Below are 20,211 nucleotides of genomic sequence, written 5' to 3'. Positions count from 1 at the left end.
GCGCGTAGTTCCTAAATGTAACGGTGCATGGTCTCAATGGCCGTCTGCCTGGGCGGGAAGTTTCACCACACCTGATGCAGCAAGCTGCATAGTATCAGGTCATACCGCAACTCCTTTCGTTGACCAGGCTACGGGAACCGTTTCAGCTAATTTGAACTGGGATGATTTAAGCATTGGAGGAGAATTTCAAGTTCAATATTCAACACCGGGACAATCAGCTTTGATCGTAAATGGGGTCACTTCTCCCCCAGTCTTGATAGAAAATTTGCAACCAAATGCTACGTATAGTTGGCGGGTTCTACCAAAATGTAATGAGATGTGGTCGCAGTGGCCATCTGCCTGGGCAGGTAGTTTTACCACGCCTGAAGAAGCAAGTTGTGTAGCCGGTGGACATACTGCAAACGTTTTTATAGATGCATCTACCAATTCAGTTATGGCTGACGTGAGCTGGGATGAAGTGCCCGAGGCTCAGTCTTATTTGGTTAACTACTGGCACCCTGGTAACGATTTGAGTATTTCACTATTGTCTCAGACGACCACATCTGCTCGATTGGTGAATTTAGTTCCTGACGCTACCTATAGCTGGAGAGTCAGAGTCAATTGCACAGGTACTTGGGAAGACTTACCGGCTTGGCAGAGTACTTTTGATACTCCTGCAGGAGCTACCAGCTGTGAAATGACCGGTTACACGGCTAACGCTTTTGCAGATCCTGATAATGGAGGTGATATTTCTGTAGATTTTAGCTGGGATGCCTTGGCTATGGCAGAATCTTATCGGATACAATATAATACAGCTGAGGGTACAGTTACACTTGATGCCAGTCCCGAATTTACTGTACAGGTTCAAAAATTACCAACAAATGAACTCATTAGATGGAAGGGTATAGTTAAGTGTAATGGGCAATGGTCTCAATGGCCCAATGACTATCAAGATAGTTTTACCACCCCGGAAGCCGGTCCTGCAAATTTGGTGCCGGATGATCAGGAATTCTTAGCGCTAAAAGAATTTTTCGAAAGTACGGGAGGTGATAAATGGGCTGATAATAAGGGTTGGCCATATTCAAGATGGCCAGATGCCAAAGAAGTGACAAGTGAAGATTTTGCAACCTGGGAAGGTGTCCATGTAACAGATGGCGATGTGGACATGCTCGGGTTCAAAGAAAATAACCTGATCGGTACGATCCCAAAATCGGTCAGTAATCTTACCCAGCTTACTCATTTTTCTGTCCCTATCAATCAGCTGACAGGAGAATTGCCGGCAGAACTGGCTCGGCTGCCCAGGTTAAGAAATGTCGACATTCGAGAAAACGGCTTCACAGGCATTCCTAACCTTTCAAAACTTCTAGGAGAAAGTCTTTCGGTAAACGTCAGCGAAAACCAATTGCAATTTGGAGACCTGGAGCCTTTGCTAGAAGGGAAATATTTTTACCTGGCCTATGACAACCAGAATACTGTGTTAGGCAAGGTGGAAACTCATGCAATGGAAGAAGGGATTCAGTATGAGATCGATCTGAGCAAGGAAATTACAGGTACTGAAAATGCATTCCAATGGCAAAAATGGGATGCCGGAGCAAAGGCGTTTGTGGACCTTTCAGACAATGACCCTAAGGGTGAATTAACTGGATATGAAGGAACAAAATCTGCTACCCTCACGATTGAAGCACAGAATGGACACACAGGAGATTATCGTTTGAAAGTTACCAACTCGCTTTTCAAGGAAATGGAAATGTATAGTTACATCCAGACCGTTGAGGTCGAAGTGGCTAACGGTAACCTACCTACCTCAGCCATAGAATTTCCACATGAGTTTGGATGGAATGTAGATCAATCTACTTATTCAATGGATGACTTTACTTTTGATGGACCCTCTACTTGCGACCCTGCAAATAATGGTGGTAGAGCATACAAAAATATGTGGTTTAAGTTTGTAGCGACAGATCCACTCATCGAGCTCACTTTTGATGCAGCACTTGAAGCAAATACTGTAAGTATTGATCTATTAGAAAACCTGGAGACTACATTGGTGAGTTGTGAAATAATAACCACTGGAAATTCGTCCTTTGATTACGGTGAACTGGAGATCGGTAAAACTTATTACGTCGCAGTCAATATTGATTATCAAAACAGTGGAACTTTTGGCTTTACCGTTAAAAATACTCCGAATGGCAATACACCAGAAACAGCCATAGAAATCTCTCATCAGGATGGATGGAGTGTAGATAAATACACGTATACTCCTGAAACTTTCAATTTTGACGATCGAGCAACTTGTAGCCCATTGATTGATGGTGGCCCGGCTCGTAAGAATATGTGGTTTAAGTTCACAGCAACGGATCCTAATATAATATTGACCTTTGACCCTTCACTCGAAGATCCCTGGATGAACATCGATTTGTTTCAGGAACTTAGTACTCCCCTTGTGAGCTGTAAAAGTATTCTGTCGACTGCATCTCCATTTGTTTATAGCGAACTAGAGGTAGGAAAAACCTATTTTGTAGCAGTCAACATGTGGTATGGGAGTAGTGGCAGCTTTGGACTTAAAGTCAAAACGAATCCAAACGGTAATTTTTGGGAAGAAGCCTTAGAGATTCCCTTTGTCAATGGGTGGACAAGCGAGTTGTACGATATGCAAGATGTAACTACGACATTTCCGACTAAAACGAGTTGCGATTTATACGGAGCCAATCGCTGGCACAAATTTACGCCAACCGCCTCCAACATCAAGATAACCGCCAACGTGAACAATGCAGATATGGCTCTCACACTTTGGTCTTTTGATGAAGCAATCTGGACGGAATTGAGCGATCAAAGGTCTTGGCCTGAATTGGTTGAGGGAGAACATTGGTCTGAAATTAATTGCCTTAAAAACGCTCAGAACCCTGGAGAAATAGTGCTGTCAAATAGTGAATTAATTGCTGGACAGACTTATTATATTTCTATGAGGACCAATGAATCCGGTGTTAATGGTACTTATGATATATCGATTGAAACTTTTGACAGCAATCACCCGGAAGGTGCGCTTGAGATACCCTATATTGACGGCTGGACGAGCCTGGAAGATGAATACCATATGGCGAACCTGACCGGAGTTGAACCATCCTCATCATGTCGTGCAGGAGTGAATCGTTGGCACAAATTCACAGCGGGAGGCAGCTATGCCAAAGTAAGTGCGAATATATTCCGCCAAGGCAGCTTGACACTTTATTCCTACGATGGCAACACTTTTACCCAAATGCAATGCGTGAGCAGTGGCAATTCGGAAGGCACCGTGGTAGTAACCAGCGGAGAGCTAATCGATGGACAAGATTATTATGTGTCCGTGACATCGAATGCTGCTACAGGGGCCAATGTGTATGACCTGAAAATGGAGATAGACATCACCGTAGACAGCAATCACCCGGAAGGGGCGCTTGAGATACCTTATATTGACGGTTGGACAAGCCTGGAAGATGAATACCATATGGCAAGCCTAACTGGCATCGAGCCAGCTTCATCTTGTCGTGCCGGAGTGAATCGTTGGCACAAGTTTACAGCGGGAGGCAGCTATGCCAAAGTAAGCGCGAATATATTCCGCCAAGGCAGTTTGACACTTTATTCCTACGATGGCAACACTTTTACCCAAATGCAATGTGTGAGCAGTGGCAATTCAGAAGGCACCGTGGTAGTGACCAGCGGAGAGCTGATTGACGGGCAAGACTATTACGTTTCGGTAACATCAAATACAGCGACGGGGGGCAACTTGTATGATTTATTTATTGAAACGGCGAGAAAATATTCTGTGGTATGGAAGTCTCCAGTCAACATCGACATTGAGTCGGACAATCATCTGATCAAAAGTACAACTACAGCGGCCTGGGACGCAGGTGCCACCTCTTACAACATACTGGCTGGCAATGAGGATGGATACATAGAATTTGCAGTTGGCGAAGCGGGCAATGTTTACATGATTGGTTTGTCGAGCCAGGAGCGAAATGTGAACTTCAACACGATCAACCATGCCATTTACCTGGATGCTGCCGGCATAGCTCGTATCTATGAAAACGGAGGCCAGCGACTGGTTCACGGACTGACCAACCCTGGAGATATATTCCGAATAGGTCGAGTAGGAGATCAGGTGAAGTACTACAAAAACGGCGAAGAGATTTACAGCACAGCCAACCCGATAGCCGAGCAGTTGGTCATGGACGTCTCCCTGAACAAAGGAGAGCTACCACTCGTGGTGAGTTCTTTCGATTCGAAGCTGGAAGTGATCCCAACGATAGTAGCTGCGAGTGCCTCTACTCCGGGCAGCATCAGCTTGGCCGTTTACGGTGGCGATGGCAACTACAGCTATACCTGGAGCAGTGGCGAGACCACCTCAAGCATCAGTCAGTCAGAAGGCAGCTACAGCGTGACCATCGCAGATGGCAAAGGCCGCACAGCGATGGCCAGCTACTATTTGGGAGAACCGATCGATTGGAAGGATCTGGTGGATGTCAGCGTAGAATCTGACAATCACCTACAGAAAAGTACGACATCCACGGCCTGGGACGCGGGAGCTACCTCACATAATCTATTAGCTGAAGAAGTTGACGGTTTTATCGAGTTTGTCATTACTCAGATTGGTAGCGTTTACATGATTGGTTTGTCGAGCCAGGAGCGAAATGTGAACTTCAACACGATCAACCATGCCATTTACCTGGATGCGACCGGCATTGTTCGTATCTATGAGAACGGAGGCCAGCGACTGGTTCACGGACTGACCAACCCTGGAGATATATTCCGAATAGGTCGAGTAGGAGATCAGGTGAAGTACTACAAAAACGGCGAAGAGATTTACAGCACGGCCAACCCGATAGCCGAGCAGTTGGTCATGGACGTCTCCCTGAACAAAGGTGAACTACCTATTGTAGTAGCTTCCTTTGAAGAAAGTGAAATTATTAACGGGACTTTTTGGGCGATTGCTGATGGTAGCTGGAATGATAATAACGTTTGGTCCAACGAAGAAGGAGGTGCTCCTGCAGCACGTTTTCCACTTGCCGGAGATGTGATATATATTAAAAACCACATTATTCAGGTAGACCATGCTGCAACCAGTGCGGATATTACCATCGACGCAACTGATCAATTGACAGAATTAGTTGTAAATGGAGATCTTAAAGTTCGTGGAAAAGTGAAAGTTCAACAGTCGAGCGGTGTACTTGGTCAGGTTCGAATCGAGGGAGAAGGGAAGCTTAGCTTCTTGGAGTAAGAATAACTGAATATGCGTCAGGGAACTGACTATTTGTGAATAGGACGATTCGATGCATGTTGATAATAAATATGAGTCAACTATTTATGAGAGTGCTAAATTTCACAAGAAGGCAGCAATTAGTATAATTGTAGTATGATGAGAATATTAATATTTGGATGTATTGGTCTGGGAGTTCTTTCAATGCTTAATACTTCGTGTAAACCTAAGCAAGTCGCTCCCAAAGAGGATTTTACTTTCAAACATTATCAATCAATCAGCTTGGATTTGGGCGATTCACTGGTGCAATTTAACCTTTCAGAAAACCCCGAAAAGATTGAAACGGATTTATCGAAAGATTATTATTGGTTCAAGATTGACAAGATTACCCGGACTCAGGGCCAATATGGAGGAAAGCTTCTGGATGGTGAGTACAAAGTAGTCAATCAAAAGGATAAATCAGTGATGTCCAAAGGTGCCTTTGACGAAGGGCTGATGTCTGGGCGCTGGGTTTCGTGGTATCCTAACGGGAAAATAAAGGAAGTTTATACGTACAAAAAAGGGGTGAAGGATGGAGAATACTTGTTGCAAAACAGTTTGGGTCAAATCCTTGAAAAAGGCAGCTTTACCAAGGGCCGGCTGGAAGGGCTACGAGAGTATTATGGTGAAGATACCGTATTGATGACTATTAAATATAAGAAAGGAATACCTGTCGATACAATACCATGAGATATAGTCTCAAGGCTGGTGTATTATCTTTTACCATCTATGTATCCATCGTAGTTGCGATGTTGTTGTTGATGCTGATTCTGTACGCCTATTACTCCAATCTTGAGAAAGCAAATAATCGAATCTCTATCAGACTGTTGGGTAATTTGTCGTCCGCAGAACAGTGGGTTTTGTCTCAGGGAGATCAGCTACCTTATGGTGAGGAATATATGTTTGATTTGTTTGGCAATGGTACAGACAGTGTGTCGGTTACACGTCAACCTTGGGGTTTGTACGACCAATACCAGGTCTATTCATTTTTCAGACATCAAAAGAAGATAAGCAAATTCATGATGGGTAGTCAGCTAGCAGCCAAAGGAAGATCAGTCATCTATCTGCAAGATCAATCACAAGGATTGCAACTGGTCGGTGACACACACATTCAAGGAGATGTTTATTTACCGGATGGAAAAGTAAGATCGGCGTATATCAATAGAATAGGGTACACACGAAATCAACTTGTTTATGGGACCATCAGCAAAAGTGAAAAAAAAATGCCAACCTTGGTTGCTGTTGATAGATTTAAAGAATTTGAGAGATATGCAGCTTCATTGCCACACGCAGCATTGTATTCTGAAAAGGATAAGGTCTCTCATTCTTTTTGGTCAGATAGCTTAATGGTCATGGAGGTAGGTGATTATAGGTTCGAGGATACCATGGAGGGTTATATTTTTATCAATAGTTCAGGCACAGTTATTCTGGATAGGTCGGCACATTGTAGGGATATCATTGTGAGCGCCAATCAGATTCATTTTGAAGAGGGGTTTACAGGGCAAGGTCAGTTTTTTGCTTCAGATACGATTATTGTTGAGAAAGGCGTAGAACTATCTTATCCATCTGTATTATTCGTAGAAAACAGCGAAAAACCAGCTACAATTGAGATCAGAGAGGCTGCACAAGTGAGTGGTACTATCATTATGGCAGGCGCCGAGGATAATTTTACAGACCGTCTAATTTCAGTAGAAGACCAAGCTGAAATCAATGGCACCATTTATTGCAATGGCTATCTGACTACCTTTGGGGAGCACAACGGACATGTGCTTACGAGAAAATTTTTGATTAATAGTTTTTCCGGAATCTTTGAGAATTATGTCATGAATGCGGCGTTTAGAAATGATTTGGATTCAGGATTTCTGGTGCCCAACAGTTGGTTTATGAAGGACAAAAAAGGGATATTGCAATGGCTTTATTAAAGAAAATACGAGCCTTTACCCTAATCGAAAGCCTGGTATCAGGAATTATGATTAGTGCCTTATCAGGGATTGCTATGGTGGTCTATTTAAATGTAGCTGCCTCATTAAGTAGCACTCGGGATATTTTGATGAGAACGAAGGCACGTAATCAGATGGATTCCTTGGCGAGCATACCTGGAATCTTTGAACTATCTTATGAATTTGGTCAAGAGCAGCAGGTTTTTTTTGAAAAATCCATTTATAAGACTGATTCGAATTTGCTTCTGGTTTCTTATGAAATTGTTGATACTTTGAACCTATCTCAAGTGAGACTAAATCGACTGCAGTATGAGTAGAAGTGTTGGCGCATATACAATCGTAGAGCTTTTGGTAGTGTTGATTCTTGCATCGATACTGCTTTCTGCCGCTATGCTTCTATATACCAATGTATCGGCTTATCAGCGAAGATTACAAAACCGAGTAGAAACGCTGAAAGCCTTTGATCGATTAGAATATATCTTGCTCAACGATGTTGGAAGCAGTAGAGAGATGACTGTATCGGGACGTAGAATTAACTTAGCCCCTTCGGGTATTGAATATCGATTTTATGGTAAGTCAATTGAAAGAATCGATCAGCTCAATAGGCAGATATTTAATCTACCGGGAACAGTTATTCGATACAAGGATTATTGGGATGTCAAAATTGACTTATTTGAACAACAGGCTACAGTTAGACTAAAAGTCAAATCAGCCTATAGAGAAATGTGGTTAACCTCAATTAAATAAATTGTCTTGAAAATATCCACTCTAAAGCAACAGACAAGACAGGCACAGCCGACTAACCCGAAAAGTGAAACTTCTTTTTGGAACAAGGATATATCGTTCAAATCAAAGTTTGCCAACAAGGAGAAGGCCGCTTTTTATCAACAGCTGCATGTGTTAATTGAGGCTGGTGTAGATATTGATTCTGCATTAGGCCATTTGATTGCTCAAACTCCCCTGAAACAGACAAAAGAACTAATTGTTGAGCTACGTACTTCACTGCAGAAAGGGAGCTCTATTCATGAGGCAATGGATAAGACTAAAAAGTTCTCTAATTATGAAATTTATAGTATAAAGATAGGAGAGGGGTCAGGTCGCCTTCTTGAGGTGCTTGAGAATTTGGCTGAGTACTTTGAGGAAAAAATTGCCCAAAGAAGAGATGTGATCTCAGCTATTTCTTATCCAATTCTCATTATTAATGCGGCCATCGGCGCAGTGTTTTTTATGATTTTTTTTATTATTCCGGTGTTTGAAGGTGTGTTCTCAAGATTCGGCGGTGAGTTGCCCTTTCTCACCAGAAAAGTGATTGATATTTCACTTTTCTTCAGAGAGAACATATCAATTTTATTTGTGATTTTACTGCCTTTAATTTTTGCTTTGAAGCGATTATTAAAAGGGGATAAGTTTTATGGTCTTTCTGAAGGCGTATGGTTAAAAATTCCGATCATAGGCACTTTTGCCTATCAGTCTGTAATGGCAAAATTTGCCAATAGCATGTCATTATTATTGGGAGCCAAAGTACCATTAGCAAGTGCTCTAGAGATGAACATTTCTATGTTTCGAAGCCCTGTTTTGAAATCGACCATACAAAAATCGATAGGGGATTTGATTAAAGGTAGAACCTACAGCGAGTCGATAGAAAAAAGTAGTTTCTTTGATAACAATTTTAAGACCTTTATTAAGATTGGTGAAGAGAGTAGCCGAATGGAGTTTTTCTTCAAGAAGTTGTCCAAAGATTATAGAACGGCAATGAAGCACCAAACTGCAATATTAAACACAGTCCTGGAACCCATACTCATAATTGTCTTGGGCGCAATTGTCGGTGTGATATTGATTTCCATGTATTTACCTATGTTTGAGATTTCAACCCAGATGTCTTTTCCGGAATAATCTTACATATATAATACATGGTTATTTGTGATAAATTATTAGCCTAGGCTATCAACTTAAATTTTCTTTTAAATCATGAGAAAAAACAGTGACTTTGATCTTAAAATGGTGTGTTTCCATTATTTGCTAACCAATTTAAATAGGTATAAATTTGGCGTCCGGTCAGATTTTACATCGAAAAATGAGAGATAGATTGAACAAACAAATCGCAGCATTTACCTTGTCTGAATTGCTTGTGGTTCTTGTCATTATAGGAATATTGATATTGCTTGCTTTACCTTCTTTGATGCCGCTTATTTCGAAGACAAGAAGTTTGGAAGCTAAGCAAGCACTGAAACATGTTCATACTCTTCAGAAATCATACTACTATGAGTATGCCCGTTTTGGTGCATTGCTAGATGATATTGGCTTTGAGGGTGAAAGGCTTAGCACTGATTCGGAAAATCCGGGTAATGCTAATTATTTAATTGAGATTGTGGATTCTTCCCCGACTACTTATTTAGCACGCGCTACCGCTGTGATTGACTTCGATGGTGATGGTGTGTTCAACGTATGGGAAATAAATCAAGAGGGGAATATTAATGAAATTGTAAAAGATTGATTTTCCAACTGGGAATTTCATTCGTGGCTATCTTCTTGGCCATTCAAGATTTTAAATACAGAAAAGTAAATTTGTTTCTTCTGGTCCTTTTTGGGCTTTTGTGCTTAATTAAATTTTCGAACTCTTCTCTTTTCTGGTTAGAAATGATTCTTAATATGACTTACTTAACCATCCTGTTATCCGTATCTTTTTTATTAATTAAATGCAAGGCAAAGGTTGAGATTAAAAATGCGATTGGTGCTGGAGATGTAATTTTTTTATACTTCACAGGACTGTTATTTTATTTTGATCATTTTTTGATTTGGGTTGTCATTGCATTAATCACCTCATTAGGCCTGCACATCCTTATCGTGAATATTCTAAAACCCAAGGAAAAAAGTATTCCATTATTGGGCTATATGACATTGACTTTGATCCCCGCTCTTTTGCTACAATAAATTGAAAAAATTCGACATAAATAGCGACCAAAAGATGGATGCCGACCTGCGTCAGGTAATTCCAAAGAACATAGCCTTGGAGTATAAAATTGTGCCTCACTTTTTGGAAGAGCGATCATTGGTATTGTATGGAGAGAATGAGAATGAAGAGACAAAAAGGTACCTAACCGTATTTCTAGGCAAAGAGATAAGCTTTGTTTTAATCGACAAGGATAGATTGGAGGTTGCCCTCTCAAAGTATTATGGTAGCGCAAAAGATCAAAGTGAAAACTTTTCTCACAAAATAGATAAGAATAATTTCTTAGAACAACTCATAATTGAGGCGAAAGATTTGGCGGCTAGTGATATTCATGTAGAAAAGTTTGAAACTCGAGCCAGAGTAAGATTCCGGGTCAACGGACATCTTGTAGAACGATACAATCTGAATTTGGATAGTTACCCTGAATTGGTCAATAAGGTGAAGATATCTGCAAATCTTGATATTGCAGAAAAGAGACTTCCTCAGGATGGACGAATCAATTTCAAAAAAGGTGAAGTTGACGTTGATTTACGGGTTTCTGTCTTACCCACATTATATGGAGAAAAAGTAGTTCTAAGAATTCTGGAAAAAAACTCCTCAGCCATTCACATTAGCGACCTGGGAATGAGTGCTGAAGAAGTTGAAATTTTTAGAAGTATAATATCAAAACCCAACGGCCTGGTTCTGATAAGTGGACCAACTGGATCAGGGAAAACGACAACCTTATATGCCACATTGAAGGAGCTAAATAAGGAAGACGTAAATATAGTAACTATTGAAGACCCTGTAGAATATACACTTTTAGGTATCAACCAGGTTCAGCTCAATGAGAAAATAGGACTAGGCTTCCCACAGGCGTTGCGTACATTTCTTCGGCAGGATCCGGACATAGTGATGGTAGGTGAGATCAGAGATGTAGAAACAGCCCAAATGGCGACACGAGCTGCCCTTACCGGACACTTGGTTTTTAGTACGGTTCATACCAACTCAGCCCTTGGAATTTTCAACAGACTTGTGGAGATGGGGATTTCTGAGTATTTACTTAGTGATACGCTTAATGCTGGTATTGCACAGCGATTGCTAAGAACACTTTGTGAAAAATGTAAAGTGAAAGTAAATAATCCAACTTATCCGCCGCAATTAGTTGGTAGTGAGCTGACGCATGTTTACGAGCCCAAAGGTTGTGTTGCCTGTTTAGGAACAGGTTATTCAAGCAGAAAGGCTATCTATGAAATAATTCCGAACACACCCGATTTGATGAACAGCTATAGGGATCCCAAATTCGATCTTAATCTATACCTGAACAAGTTTGGACTAGATACCCTGCAGGGTAATGCAATAAAATTGTTGAACGAAGGCAAGACCTCCTTGGAAGAGGTGCTGCCACTACTCTTATAAGCTGAATGAAATATTTTATTATTCCGGTCTTGCTTGTATTTCAGTTAAATCTGCATGCACAATCTTATCAACAAGTTGATTCTCTAAGGGGGTATATCAATTCATTTAGTGATTCAATTCCATCACTCAAGCACGGTGTCGATATATCAGTTTCAAATACGTCGTTAAAGGAGTTTTTGCGCGCAATAGCAGAGACACATAAACTGAATTTAAGTTTGGATGGTATCCCTCAGTATACCATTACTAATAATTTTGAAGGCGTTAATGTAGCAGAGCTCCTGGCCTTTGTATGCTCAACTTATAACTTAGATATCAAATTTCTCAATAACATCATCATTATCCATTCGAAAGCCCAAGACAACAGTGTCATATTTAAATATGACCAGGTTAATGATAAACTTTCCTTTCATCTGGATTCAGATACGCTGAAACATTTCTCAAAAGAACTAACGGATCATACACACTACAACATTGTACTGAGTAGAGAAGCCAGGGACATTGTGGTGCATGGCTTTATAGAAGAACTGCCATTTTCTGAGGCCATGAGACAGTTTGCCGCCTCTAACGATTTGCACGTAGAACTGGGGGAAAATAATGTTTATTACTTATCCACTTTCGACTCAGAGGACATAGAAAGTACTCCAAAGGCAAAAACAGCAACAAAACCAACGTCAAGTTATCAAAGACGAGGGACCCAACGGAGGTCATCTACTAGTAGTGGATCTAGAAATCAAGCAAATGCTGATTTTGTATTCAGTAAAAGCACCAAGTCAGCTGGCTTGATGAGTATCGACGCGACAGGAGCAGATCTGTATGAGTCCGTTAAAACGATAAGCAAAGAATATGGAAAAAGTTATTTTTTCCTTGAAATGCCAAAGGGACAATTGGAGTGCCACCTAATGGACGTAAGCTATGAGGATTTTTTGTCTGTAGCTTTATCTTCATCGTCGCCGGCTTTTAGTTTCTCAGTAAATAGTGGGACCTATATGATCGGGGATCCGAAAAATTTAAATATTTATGAGTCTCAGGTTTTTACATTTAAGAATCGTAGTGTAGAAAGTGTGGTTGAGTCTATTCCTGTGTCTCTTTTAGCTGAATTGGAGGTGAGTGAGTATTCTGATTTGAATTCATTGATCATAACAGGAAGTGAGCAACGTATTGACAAATTGATTGGATTTCTTGATCAAATCGATAAGCCAGTAGCAAACGTCCTTATTGAAGTTATGGTTGTTGTTATCAATCGAGGGTCTTCGATTGAAACTGGAATTTCAGCGGGGCTGTCCGACTCAATTCCGTCTACCTCGGGATCAATTTTGCCCGGTGCAGACTTGACCCTAAGCTCTACATCTATCAACAAGTTTTTGAATGATATTGACCGACGGGGTGTGATTAACTTAGGTAGAGTTACTCCACAGTTTTACGCTACCATAAAGGCCTTAGAGCAGGACAATTTTTTGGACCTTCAATCTACGCCTAAGTTATCAACTGTAAATGGTCATGAAGCAAATTTAATAATAGGTAATTCTGTTTATTATTTAGTCGAAACTCAAAATGTGACGGGAGGCGTCAATCCCATAATCACAACAACTCCACGGTATGAAAAGGTGGAAGCAAATCTGGAATTGAATATTAAGCCATTTGTTTCGTACAATGAGGATGTAACATTGGATATCTCCTTTGAATCATCAGACTTTATCGACCCTACCATCTCAGGCGCTCCTCCTGGGAATTCAACTCGCAAGTTCGATTCAAAAATTAGAATTAAGAATGAAGAAATGATTGTTGTAGGTGGACTGGAGCAGGAATCTGTTTCTGAAAATTCGAGCGGACTTCCAGGTATTGCTAAGATACCAATCATAAAATGGTTCTTTTCCAAGAAAAGTAAATCTAATAGCACAAATAAGCTATTGGTTTTCATCAAGCCAACAATAGTATACTAATGGAACGGTTGTATGATTTTCTATATCTGGCATTAAAAAAGAAAAAGGTACTTATTGTCGGGCTTTTCAATGATACTACAACAGATATTTGTGTCTTACAAGTTGAAGAATTAAAGGGTGAGATTCTCAAGGAATCCGTTATCAAATTTGAGTCAGTTGATTTGTTTACAGACTGGTATATGAAACAAAAAGAAGCTCTGCCAATAGTTCTTACTATAGCTTCTCAATCTGTACCCGTTCAATCCGGTCAGGCGGATACAAACTTATTCAGTCCCGAGGAATTTTTGATAGAATCAGATCCTGAAACCCACCTATTTGCCTTCGCCAGAAGAGATCAATTAGAGCAGCATTTGATTGAACTGGATCAACTGAAACATAACATTATCTCTATTTTTTTAGGACCTGTAAAGGCCTATGGCTGGGCGAGCAAGGTAAGCGAACAAAATGTTCAGATAATAGGAAATTATGAGATTACTCGTCTGGATGAGGGTGTACAGATAAAAGAGGTATCCCATGAGAGTGCAGAATGGAACGACAGGACCTTTGGCCCAGATGAATTACTTCTTTATTTAACCTCTTTCGAGTATTTCCTTTCAGATATCAACAGAGGCATGAGTAGTATCTATGAGGCTGCCATTGAGTTTACGTTTAGACTTCTTTTCAGAAAACTCTTCGTTTATGGCAGTGTAGTTTTACTTGCCGTGTTTTTAGGCAGTGCCATATTATTCCTATATTTTGACAGTACTAAGACTGAGTTAGAGGGACGTCATCAGAGCAATAAGATCCTGGCTGATGCGGCGCTCAAATATGAAGAGGACATAGAAAGCCTTGAGTCCGTGCTTAATATTACCAATCGTAGGCCTATTATTTCTAAATATGCCGTCGAATTAGGAAGAGAACTACCACAATCTATTTTGTTGATCGGTATGAAGGTCTTTCCGATCGAAGTTTCCTCCTCAAATCGACAAAACTCATTAATCAAAAGAAATTGGATTGTGATCAATGGTGAAACTAGAAGTGTAGCCGATATTTCTAAATGGGTAGGTGATCTGAAAAAGTATCCATGGGTACTCAAAATACTGAAGCAAGAGATTGAAAAAAAAGAAGGCAAGTACATTTTTAATCTAAGACTGGAGGTACCAGATGTTGAATAAATTATCCTATCAACATAAAACATACCTTCTGCTAGTTGGATTCATCTCGATTGCAATACTTGGGTACAACACCTCTCTTAAAAAAACCTTCGAAGCGTATGAGGCAGTGCAGTCGTATAAAGAAGGAAGGGTCCATAGAGCCGATGTTAATCTTCATAAGCTAAAAAGCAGGCATACCACGTTGGATTCAACCTATAAGACTATTCAAAAACTGGAATATGATCGTCTGATGATTCTTGAAATTGGTAGAATGATACGAAAGTATAGTGTGGATTTGAATAAGCTCGAAAGCGAGCGGTTTTCAGGATCTGAACTGAATATACTCACAATAAGTGGCAATTTTAATAACCTTTGCAGGGTTCTCAATGATTTGGAAATGAACTTCTATGCCGGACGAATCATGTCCTCTGAATTCTTAGTCATATTGGATAAAAAAACCAAAATAAAGACTTTGCACCTAAAGATTTTTTTACAAAAATTAGGAACTCATGAATAAAAAAAATGGGATTTTTATAGTACTACTAATTATGTTTTCCTGTGGAATTGTTGTCGAAAAGGACATTAGCCTTGATGAACTGCAGGTCATCGCTCCCTCTGATTCCGTTGTTGTTCCAACGGGAGAATTGACGTTCCGATGGGAGTTGCTAGAGGGTGCTACAAATTATGAGTTATTTGTTGTAAGTCCTGGGTTTAGTAAAATTCAAAGTGTTGCCCTGGATACCGTTTTTGGTGAGGTCAACGGACATAATGTTGTGTTTGAGCCTGGTGATTATGAATGGTCAATAAGAGCGTCGAATTCGGCCTATTTCACATCATCCATAATACGGAGTTTCAGCGTGCCTGATTCTTCACAAATTTTAGACCTTACCGAAGAAGTAGTTACCTTATTTTCACCTACGAGCAACCAAGTTTGGAGTAGTGGGAAGGTGATTTTTACATGGTCAGAGGTAGAAAAGGCAACAGCATATCACCTGCTTGTGGCAACTCCGTCCCTAAGGGAACCACTGGAAATTGTATTTGATAGCGAAATATCTGATAACAAACATCAATTGGATCTGGAGAATGGAACATACGAATGGGAGGTGACTGCAACCAATAAATATTCGGAGTCCGACGGCTCCTCGAACGCGTTTGTAGTTGCTAACCCTTAAAGATAGTAAGAAGGGCAGTATCCATAAAGGTCGTCCTGGTATGCCTTCAAACTTATGTTGACCAGGGCTAGTATTGTAATTCTCCAGTTCATATTGAAGTAGACCTATGAAAATAGTAAACAATAAAAAATACCTTCCTTTACTAATTGCTGCGGTAATTGCACTTTGGGCTATGATCGGATATCGTATATATGATCAGGTAGCGCATGACGTAGAAATTGAACCAATTAAAATTGCCACAAAAGCTCAACTCATTGAAGCGGAGGAAGCCATCTGGTCTCCCACCTTTGACTTCAGAGATCCATTTCTGAAAAATCAAACCCTGGCTAAGAACACAATAAAAAAGGAAGTTTTGTCGGGGAAAAAGAACCTTGAAAAAAAGCCTCCTCCCGTTATTTCTCAAAAGTTACCTGTTGAGGTTAGTTATCAAGGATTTGTGATGAAGGCAACTACAAAAAAGAAGATGGCGATCGTCGAAATTGGAGACGTTGTTCATTTTCTAATGGAAGGAGAAGTAAAGGAAAATATTTCATTAACAAAAGTTTTTACGGATAGCATTATGGTGAGTTATAATGGGGCCAATTTCGTCATCAAACTAAAGCCCTAAAATATTTGACTACCTGTCTGCATAGGATTAGCCTGTAGGGAATGACTACAGAGAAGTCATGAATATCTGTTACTGTTCAAGAATTGTACAAATTCTAATTTAATCTCTTCAAAATCTTCATTTAGGACAGTCTGAACATTTAGCTTTGAGATATGATTGAGCAAGAACGACAGCAATTGATTGCAGATTTAAAGCACGTAGTATGTAGTGCTGCCTTAATGACCAAAGAATTTGTGGGAACAGGAGAAAAAGAAGCCGGTGACCAGGCAGCTGTGGATGCCATGCGTTCCGCTTTTGAAGAGGCTGTAATGGATGCGATCGTTCGAGTTGGTGAAGGTGAGAAGGACGAAGCTCCTATGCTTTTTGTAGGAGAAGAACTGGGTAACGGGAGTGGACTTAAGTTGGACATTGCGGTTGATCCTGTAGAGGGGACTTCGTTGATGGCTTCAGGAATGCCAAATGCAATTGCGGTTGTAGCAGCGACGGATAGAGGTGGCTTTTGGGATGCAGGAAGTGCCTATTATATGAATAAAATTGTGGTTGGGCCTCAAGCCAAAGGTGTGATAGACATCAGCAGGACTACTTCGGAAAATTTACAAGCTATTGCCAGGGCCTGTGGTAAGAAAACTGAAGAATTGGTGGTCTACGTGCTTGACAAACCACGCCACGTGGAACTAAGAAAAGAAATTGAAGCCTGTGGTGCCAAAGTTGATTTGCATCCCGAAGGAGATGTAATTGGATCTATCTTGGCCCTCATGCCGAATACTGGAGTGGATGCCTTGATGGGTATTGGTGGGGCACCAGAAGCCGTTATTTCTGCGGCAGCTGTACTTGCATTAGGCGGAGACATGCAGGGCCAACTTGCTCCTCAGAAGGAAGATGAGAGATTGACTTTGATAAAAGAAAAAAAAGACATCGATCAGGTTCTTTACCTTAAAGATTTGGTCAAAGCAGATTGGGCTGTATTTGCGGCAGCGGGAGTTACGTCAGGGGTGTTACTGAAGGAACCCGAAACAACTATGAATAGCCAATTCCTCATAGACCATTTGATAATTGGGCCTGAAGCTGGTCACATAGAAAAAAACCTGTATACATTATTCACCAATTAGGACAAAAGGTGCCCAGTAGTATGGCCTGCTGTATTGGTCGCCATTGATCAATGCCAATTTGGCTTTACGCAGTGCTCCACTGAAGGTGTTGTAAGTAGACGAATAAAGGTGATTGTTGTAAAAGTCAATCATTAGTTTAGAAGTGGATTCATCTGCCACGGTCCATAAGGAAACCACCAGGTTTTTCGCGCCAGCGTATAACAATGCCCTTGATAAACCTATAATTCCCTCACCTTTAGAAATTTTACCAAGCCCGGTTTCGCATGCGCTAAGACAGACCAGGTCAGCGTTAATATTGATATTGTAGATGTCTCCGGAATACAAACTGCCATCTTGCAGAAATATTCTTGACAGATTTGGCTCTGATTCATTTACCATACCATGTGTGGCAAAATGAATGTACTTATACTGTTTGATTTCTTCATTGGCAATATTGGCCTTGGTGGCATTAGCTTCTGTCAACAAATCAGCCTCTCTTTCATTGGCCTTGAATAGATATTTGATTTCATCAATTTCTACTTTAGATCCCGGCAAGTCATTTAATTTTCCTCGAAGACCTTGATATTGGGTCTCACTAAAGTTTATTGGAGCGATAAGTAAAATGTCTTCGGTAGCACCCTGGTAGGCTTCTATTTCTTTTTTGCGTTGAACGAATAATGTAGCCGAGTTGTCATAGCTCACATTATATTTTCTAATTAAGTATGGTAGCTCTTTATAGCTCAAATCTTCCTCGATATTTGAATCGGTAATCAGCGCTTCAAAAGGAATGGTGGAAAGGCTTCCTTCCGGGATAATAATTAATTGATTGACATTGCTCTTTATTTTCATCGGAAACAGCTCATCGTAAAGACGTTGAGCCGTACCTAGAAATGATTTTTTGACATCATACTTCATGGAGTTTCTAAGTCCTAGAATTTGCTTATCAAAATCTTCGGCCTTAGGTTCGTTGTGCACTTCATAGTCATCTGATGTGATGAAAAAAGTATAAACCCTGTTTTCAGTAATAAAATGAGTGATTAACGCAGTATTGACATTTAGGGCACTTTGAAGCGCTTGTAACTCCACATGCTTTACATTGAATTTTAAATTATAATAGTTGGGGTAATTAGCTTCTAATTGTCTGACAAATTCATTGTATTTATTGTTAAGTGTAAGAAGTGTCTGTTTCAATTCTGCTTCTTGACTTGGGTCTTGATTAGTGGCGAGCAATTGTTCATGTAGTACTATGTCGGCTTTAATTTCGCTTTCTTGAGTAATCAATTCTGAAGGAATTCCTGAAAATTGTTTTGCGTTGGTATCTTGAATTGCAGAAAGCAAAACTGCTGATTTACTTTTCTCTGCAAAGTAAAAGGCTTGTTCTAAATAGGGCCTGGGTTTGAATACCACCTGACTCATTTGATAAGACAGAGATACACCAGATTCATATATTTCTGAAGCTCGGGCACTCAACGAGATTTTATCTTTCTCACTTAATCTAATTTGTCTTATATGGCTGACCAACTTGTCAGCTACCTCGAGTGTCTCCAGGGCGGCTTTTAGGTCCCGAAATTTTAATGTCTTATTATAATGAAAACTCTCAAATGCATCTGATTTTTGTTTCAGTGAGCTAAGCAGGATGTCAGCGTTGTAGTAGCTTTCTAGCTTTGGGTTTTGGTATATATCTGTGAGTTTCTGATCTGATAAATTGGCATAGATCGCCCTTTGAAAGGTTTCGATAGATGCTCTATACTCTCCTTGTTTGAGAAAAATATCTCCCTTTAGATTGTAAATATTGGCAATTTCAGGGTGCTTGCTGCCGTAAAGTCGGGTGTACATTTCAAGCGCCAGATCTTGATATGTGAGAGCCTTGTCGTATTCTTTTTGATGATAATATACATTTCCGATACTAAAAGCTGCAAACGCCTTACTTGGATGATCGTCCTTGTACAAATTTTCCCAAATATCTGAAACCTGTTGAAGATTGTCCAAAGCCTGCGTATAGTCTTCTTGTGTATCATACTGCAGGGCGAGATTATTTAGCACTAGGGCGATTTTTGGATGGTTATTGTTATAAATCGATCGATAAATTTTCAATGCATTGTTAAAATAAATTACGGAAGCGAAGCTGTTGACATCAGCATTGACCAGTCCAATGTTATTATATGAGTCTGCGACTTCAGGGTGGTTTTGCCCGTAAAGTTGTTTTCTGATATTAAGAGCATTCTGAAGATATTGGAGAGACAAATCCGTATTCCCGTTGTTCCAATAAGCAATACCTAAATCGTTGTAGCAATTGGCTTGCTCCTTGGAAGCCGTCACGCCTGCGGTTTGAAAAAGATTTTGAGCTTTTAAAAGATCCTCGATCGCTTCACCATTCCTACCAAGATTGAGATAAGCATCTCCTTTTACACTATAATTTTCTGCCAGCAGCAGCGATTGATTTTTTAGATTGCCTTCTATGGTATTACATATTTCTAAACCAGCTTTAGCGTTCCCTAGTCGTACATTGGTTTCAGCTATTTTTATTTGGCATTGGGCAGATCCCTTGTGATCATTTTGGCTCTGGCAAGCTTCAAAAACAGATTGATAGTTGTCTAGAGCCATTTTGAACTCTCCCTGCTCAAAATGAGCTTCAGCCTTTTGGTAGGTTTGATTTTCGGTTACTTCCTGAGCCCAGGAAAGGCAATAAGCAAACTGGATAGAAATGGTTAGAATTAATATTTTCTTTCTCATAG

General features: G+C 40.3%; 14 protein-coding genes and 1 pseudogene. 14 read left to right on the top strand and 1 reads right to left on the bottom strand.

Translation table 11 applies throughout. The features are described from left to right. The 14 genes and pseudogenes from ABJD64_RS16405 to glpX all read left to right on the top strand — a co-directional run. Positions 1 to 5,230 (top strand): annotated as a pseudogene (locus ABJD64_RS16405) (hypothetical protein); the annotation flags it as partial. A 135-nt stretch (positions 5,231 to 5,365) separates the two neighbouring features. Then, positions 5,366 to 5,938: a hypothetical protein gene (locus tag ABJD64_RS16400; protein WP_348183456.1), complete on the top strand. Its 573-nt coding sequence runs from the start codon at positions 5,366 to 5,368 to the stop codon at positions 5,936 to 5,938. Continuing rightward, the gene (locus ABJD64_RS16395) at positions 5,935 to 7,170 is read left to right on the top strand and encodes a hypothetical protein (protein WP_348183454.1); all 1,236 of its coding nucleotides are present in this window, start codon (positions 5,935 to 5,937) and stop codon (positions 7,168 to 7,170) included. Before ABJD64_RS16400 ends, ABJD64_RS16395 begins: the two co-directional genes overlap by 4 nt. Next, complete coding sequence (locus ABJD64_RS16390) at positions 7,158 to 7,505, top strand: hypothetical protein (RefSeq protein WP_348183453.1); 348 nt, start codon at positions 7,158 to 7,160, stop codon at positions 7,503 to 7,505. Before ABJD64_RS16395 ends, ABJD64_RS16390 begins: the two co-directional genes overlap by 13 nt. Continuing rightward, entirely contained in the window at positions 7,498 to 7,935 is a 438-nt protein-coding gene (locus ABJD64_RS16385; protein WP_348183451.1) for a type II secretion system protein, read from the top strand. Before ABJD64_RS16390 ends, ABJD64_RS16385 begins: the two co-directional genes overlap by 8 nt. A gap of 6 nt (positions 7,936 to 7,941) precedes the next feature. Next, positions 7,942 to 9,081: a type II secretion system F family protein gene (locus tag ABJD64_RS16380; protein ID WP_348183449.1), complete on the top strand. Its 1,140-nt coding sequence runs from the start codon at positions 7,942 to 7,944 to the stop codon at positions 9,079 to 9,081. Positions 9,082 to 9,262: 181 nt separating this feature from the next. After that, positions 9,263 to 9,682: a type IV pilin protein gene (locus ABJD64_RS16375; protein ID WP_348183447.1), complete on the top strand. Its 420-nt coding sequence runs from the start codon at positions 9,263 to 9,265 to the stop codon at positions 9,680 to 9,682. A 438-nt stretch (positions 9,683 to 10,120) separates the two neighbouring features. Beyond that, the gene (locus ABJD64_RS16370; RefSeq protein ID WP_348183445.1) at positions 10,121 to 11,536 is read left to right on the top strand and encodes a GspE/PulE family protein; all 1,416 of its coding nucleotides are present in this window, start codon (positions 10,121 to 10,123) and stop codon (positions 11,534 to 11,536) included. Between the two features lie 5 nt (positions 11,537 to 11,541). Next, positions 11,542 to 13,476, top strand: coding sequence for a secretin N-terminal domain-containing protein (locus ABJD64_RS16365; RefSeq protein ID WP_348183443.1), 1,935 nt, complete (start codon positions 11,542 to 11,544; stop codon positions 13,474 to 13,476). Beyond that, a complete protein-coding gene (locus ABJD64_RS16360) occupies positions 13,476 to 14,630 on the top strand; it encodes a hypothetical protein (RefSeq protein ID WP_348183441.1) in 1,155 nt (384 codons plus the stop codon). Before ABJD64_RS16365 ends, ABJD64_RS16360 begins: the two co-directional genes overlap by 1 nt. After that, positions 14,620 to 15,126 (top strand): hypothetical protein, encoded by a 507-nt coding sequence (locus ABJD64_RS16355; protein ID WP_348183439.1) that lies wholly within the window; start codon positions 14,620 to 14,622, stop codon positions 15,124 to 15,126. Before ABJD64_RS16360 ends, ABJD64_RS16355 begins: the two co-directional genes overlap by 11 nt. After that, on the top strand, positions 15,119 to 15,781 hold the full coding sequence (locus ABJD64_RS16350) for a hypothetical protein (RefSeq protein WP_348183437.1): 663 nt from the start codon (positions 15,119 to 15,121) through the stop codon (positions 15,779 to 15,781). Before ABJD64_RS16355 ends, ABJD64_RS16350 begins: the two co-directional genes overlap by 8 nt. Before the next feature lie 106 nt (positions 15,782 to 15,887). After that, positions 15,888 to 16,388, top strand: coding sequence for a hypothetical protein (locus tag ABJD64_RS16345; protein ID WP_348183436.1), 501 nt, complete (start codon positions 15,888 to 15,890; stop codon positions 16,386 to 16,388). A 152-nt stretch (positions 16,389 to 16,540) separates the two neighbouring features. Beyond that, positions 16,541 to 17,497 carry a class II fructose-bisphosphatase gene (gene glpX, locus ABJD64_RS16340; protein WP_348183434.1) on the top strand — a complete coding sequence of 319 codons (957 nt, stop codon included), beginning with the start codon at positions 16,541 to 16,543 and terminating at the stop codon, positions 17,495 to 17,497. Here the strand turns inward: glpX and ABJD64_RS16335 are convergent. Next, the gene (locus ABJD64_RS16335) at positions 17,483 to 20,209 is read right to left on the bottom strand and encodes a CHAT domain-containing protein (protein ID WP_348183432.1); all 2,727 of its coding nucleotides are present in this window, start codon (positions 20,207 to 20,209) and stop codon (positions 17,483 to 17,485) included. The genes glpX and ABJD64_RS16335 overlap by 15 nt on opposite strands. Positions 20,210 to 20,211 lie beyond the last annotated feature (2 nt).

The sequence above is a fragment of the Reichenbachiella sp. genome, assembly GCF_039944555.1.
Taxonomy (GTDB): Bacteria; Bacteroidota; Bacteroidia; order Cytophagales; family Cyclobacteriaceae; genus Reichenbachiella.
The sequence above is the reverse complement of the archived record's forward strand: the minus strand, read 5'-3'. Positions and strand labels throughout refer to the sequence as shown.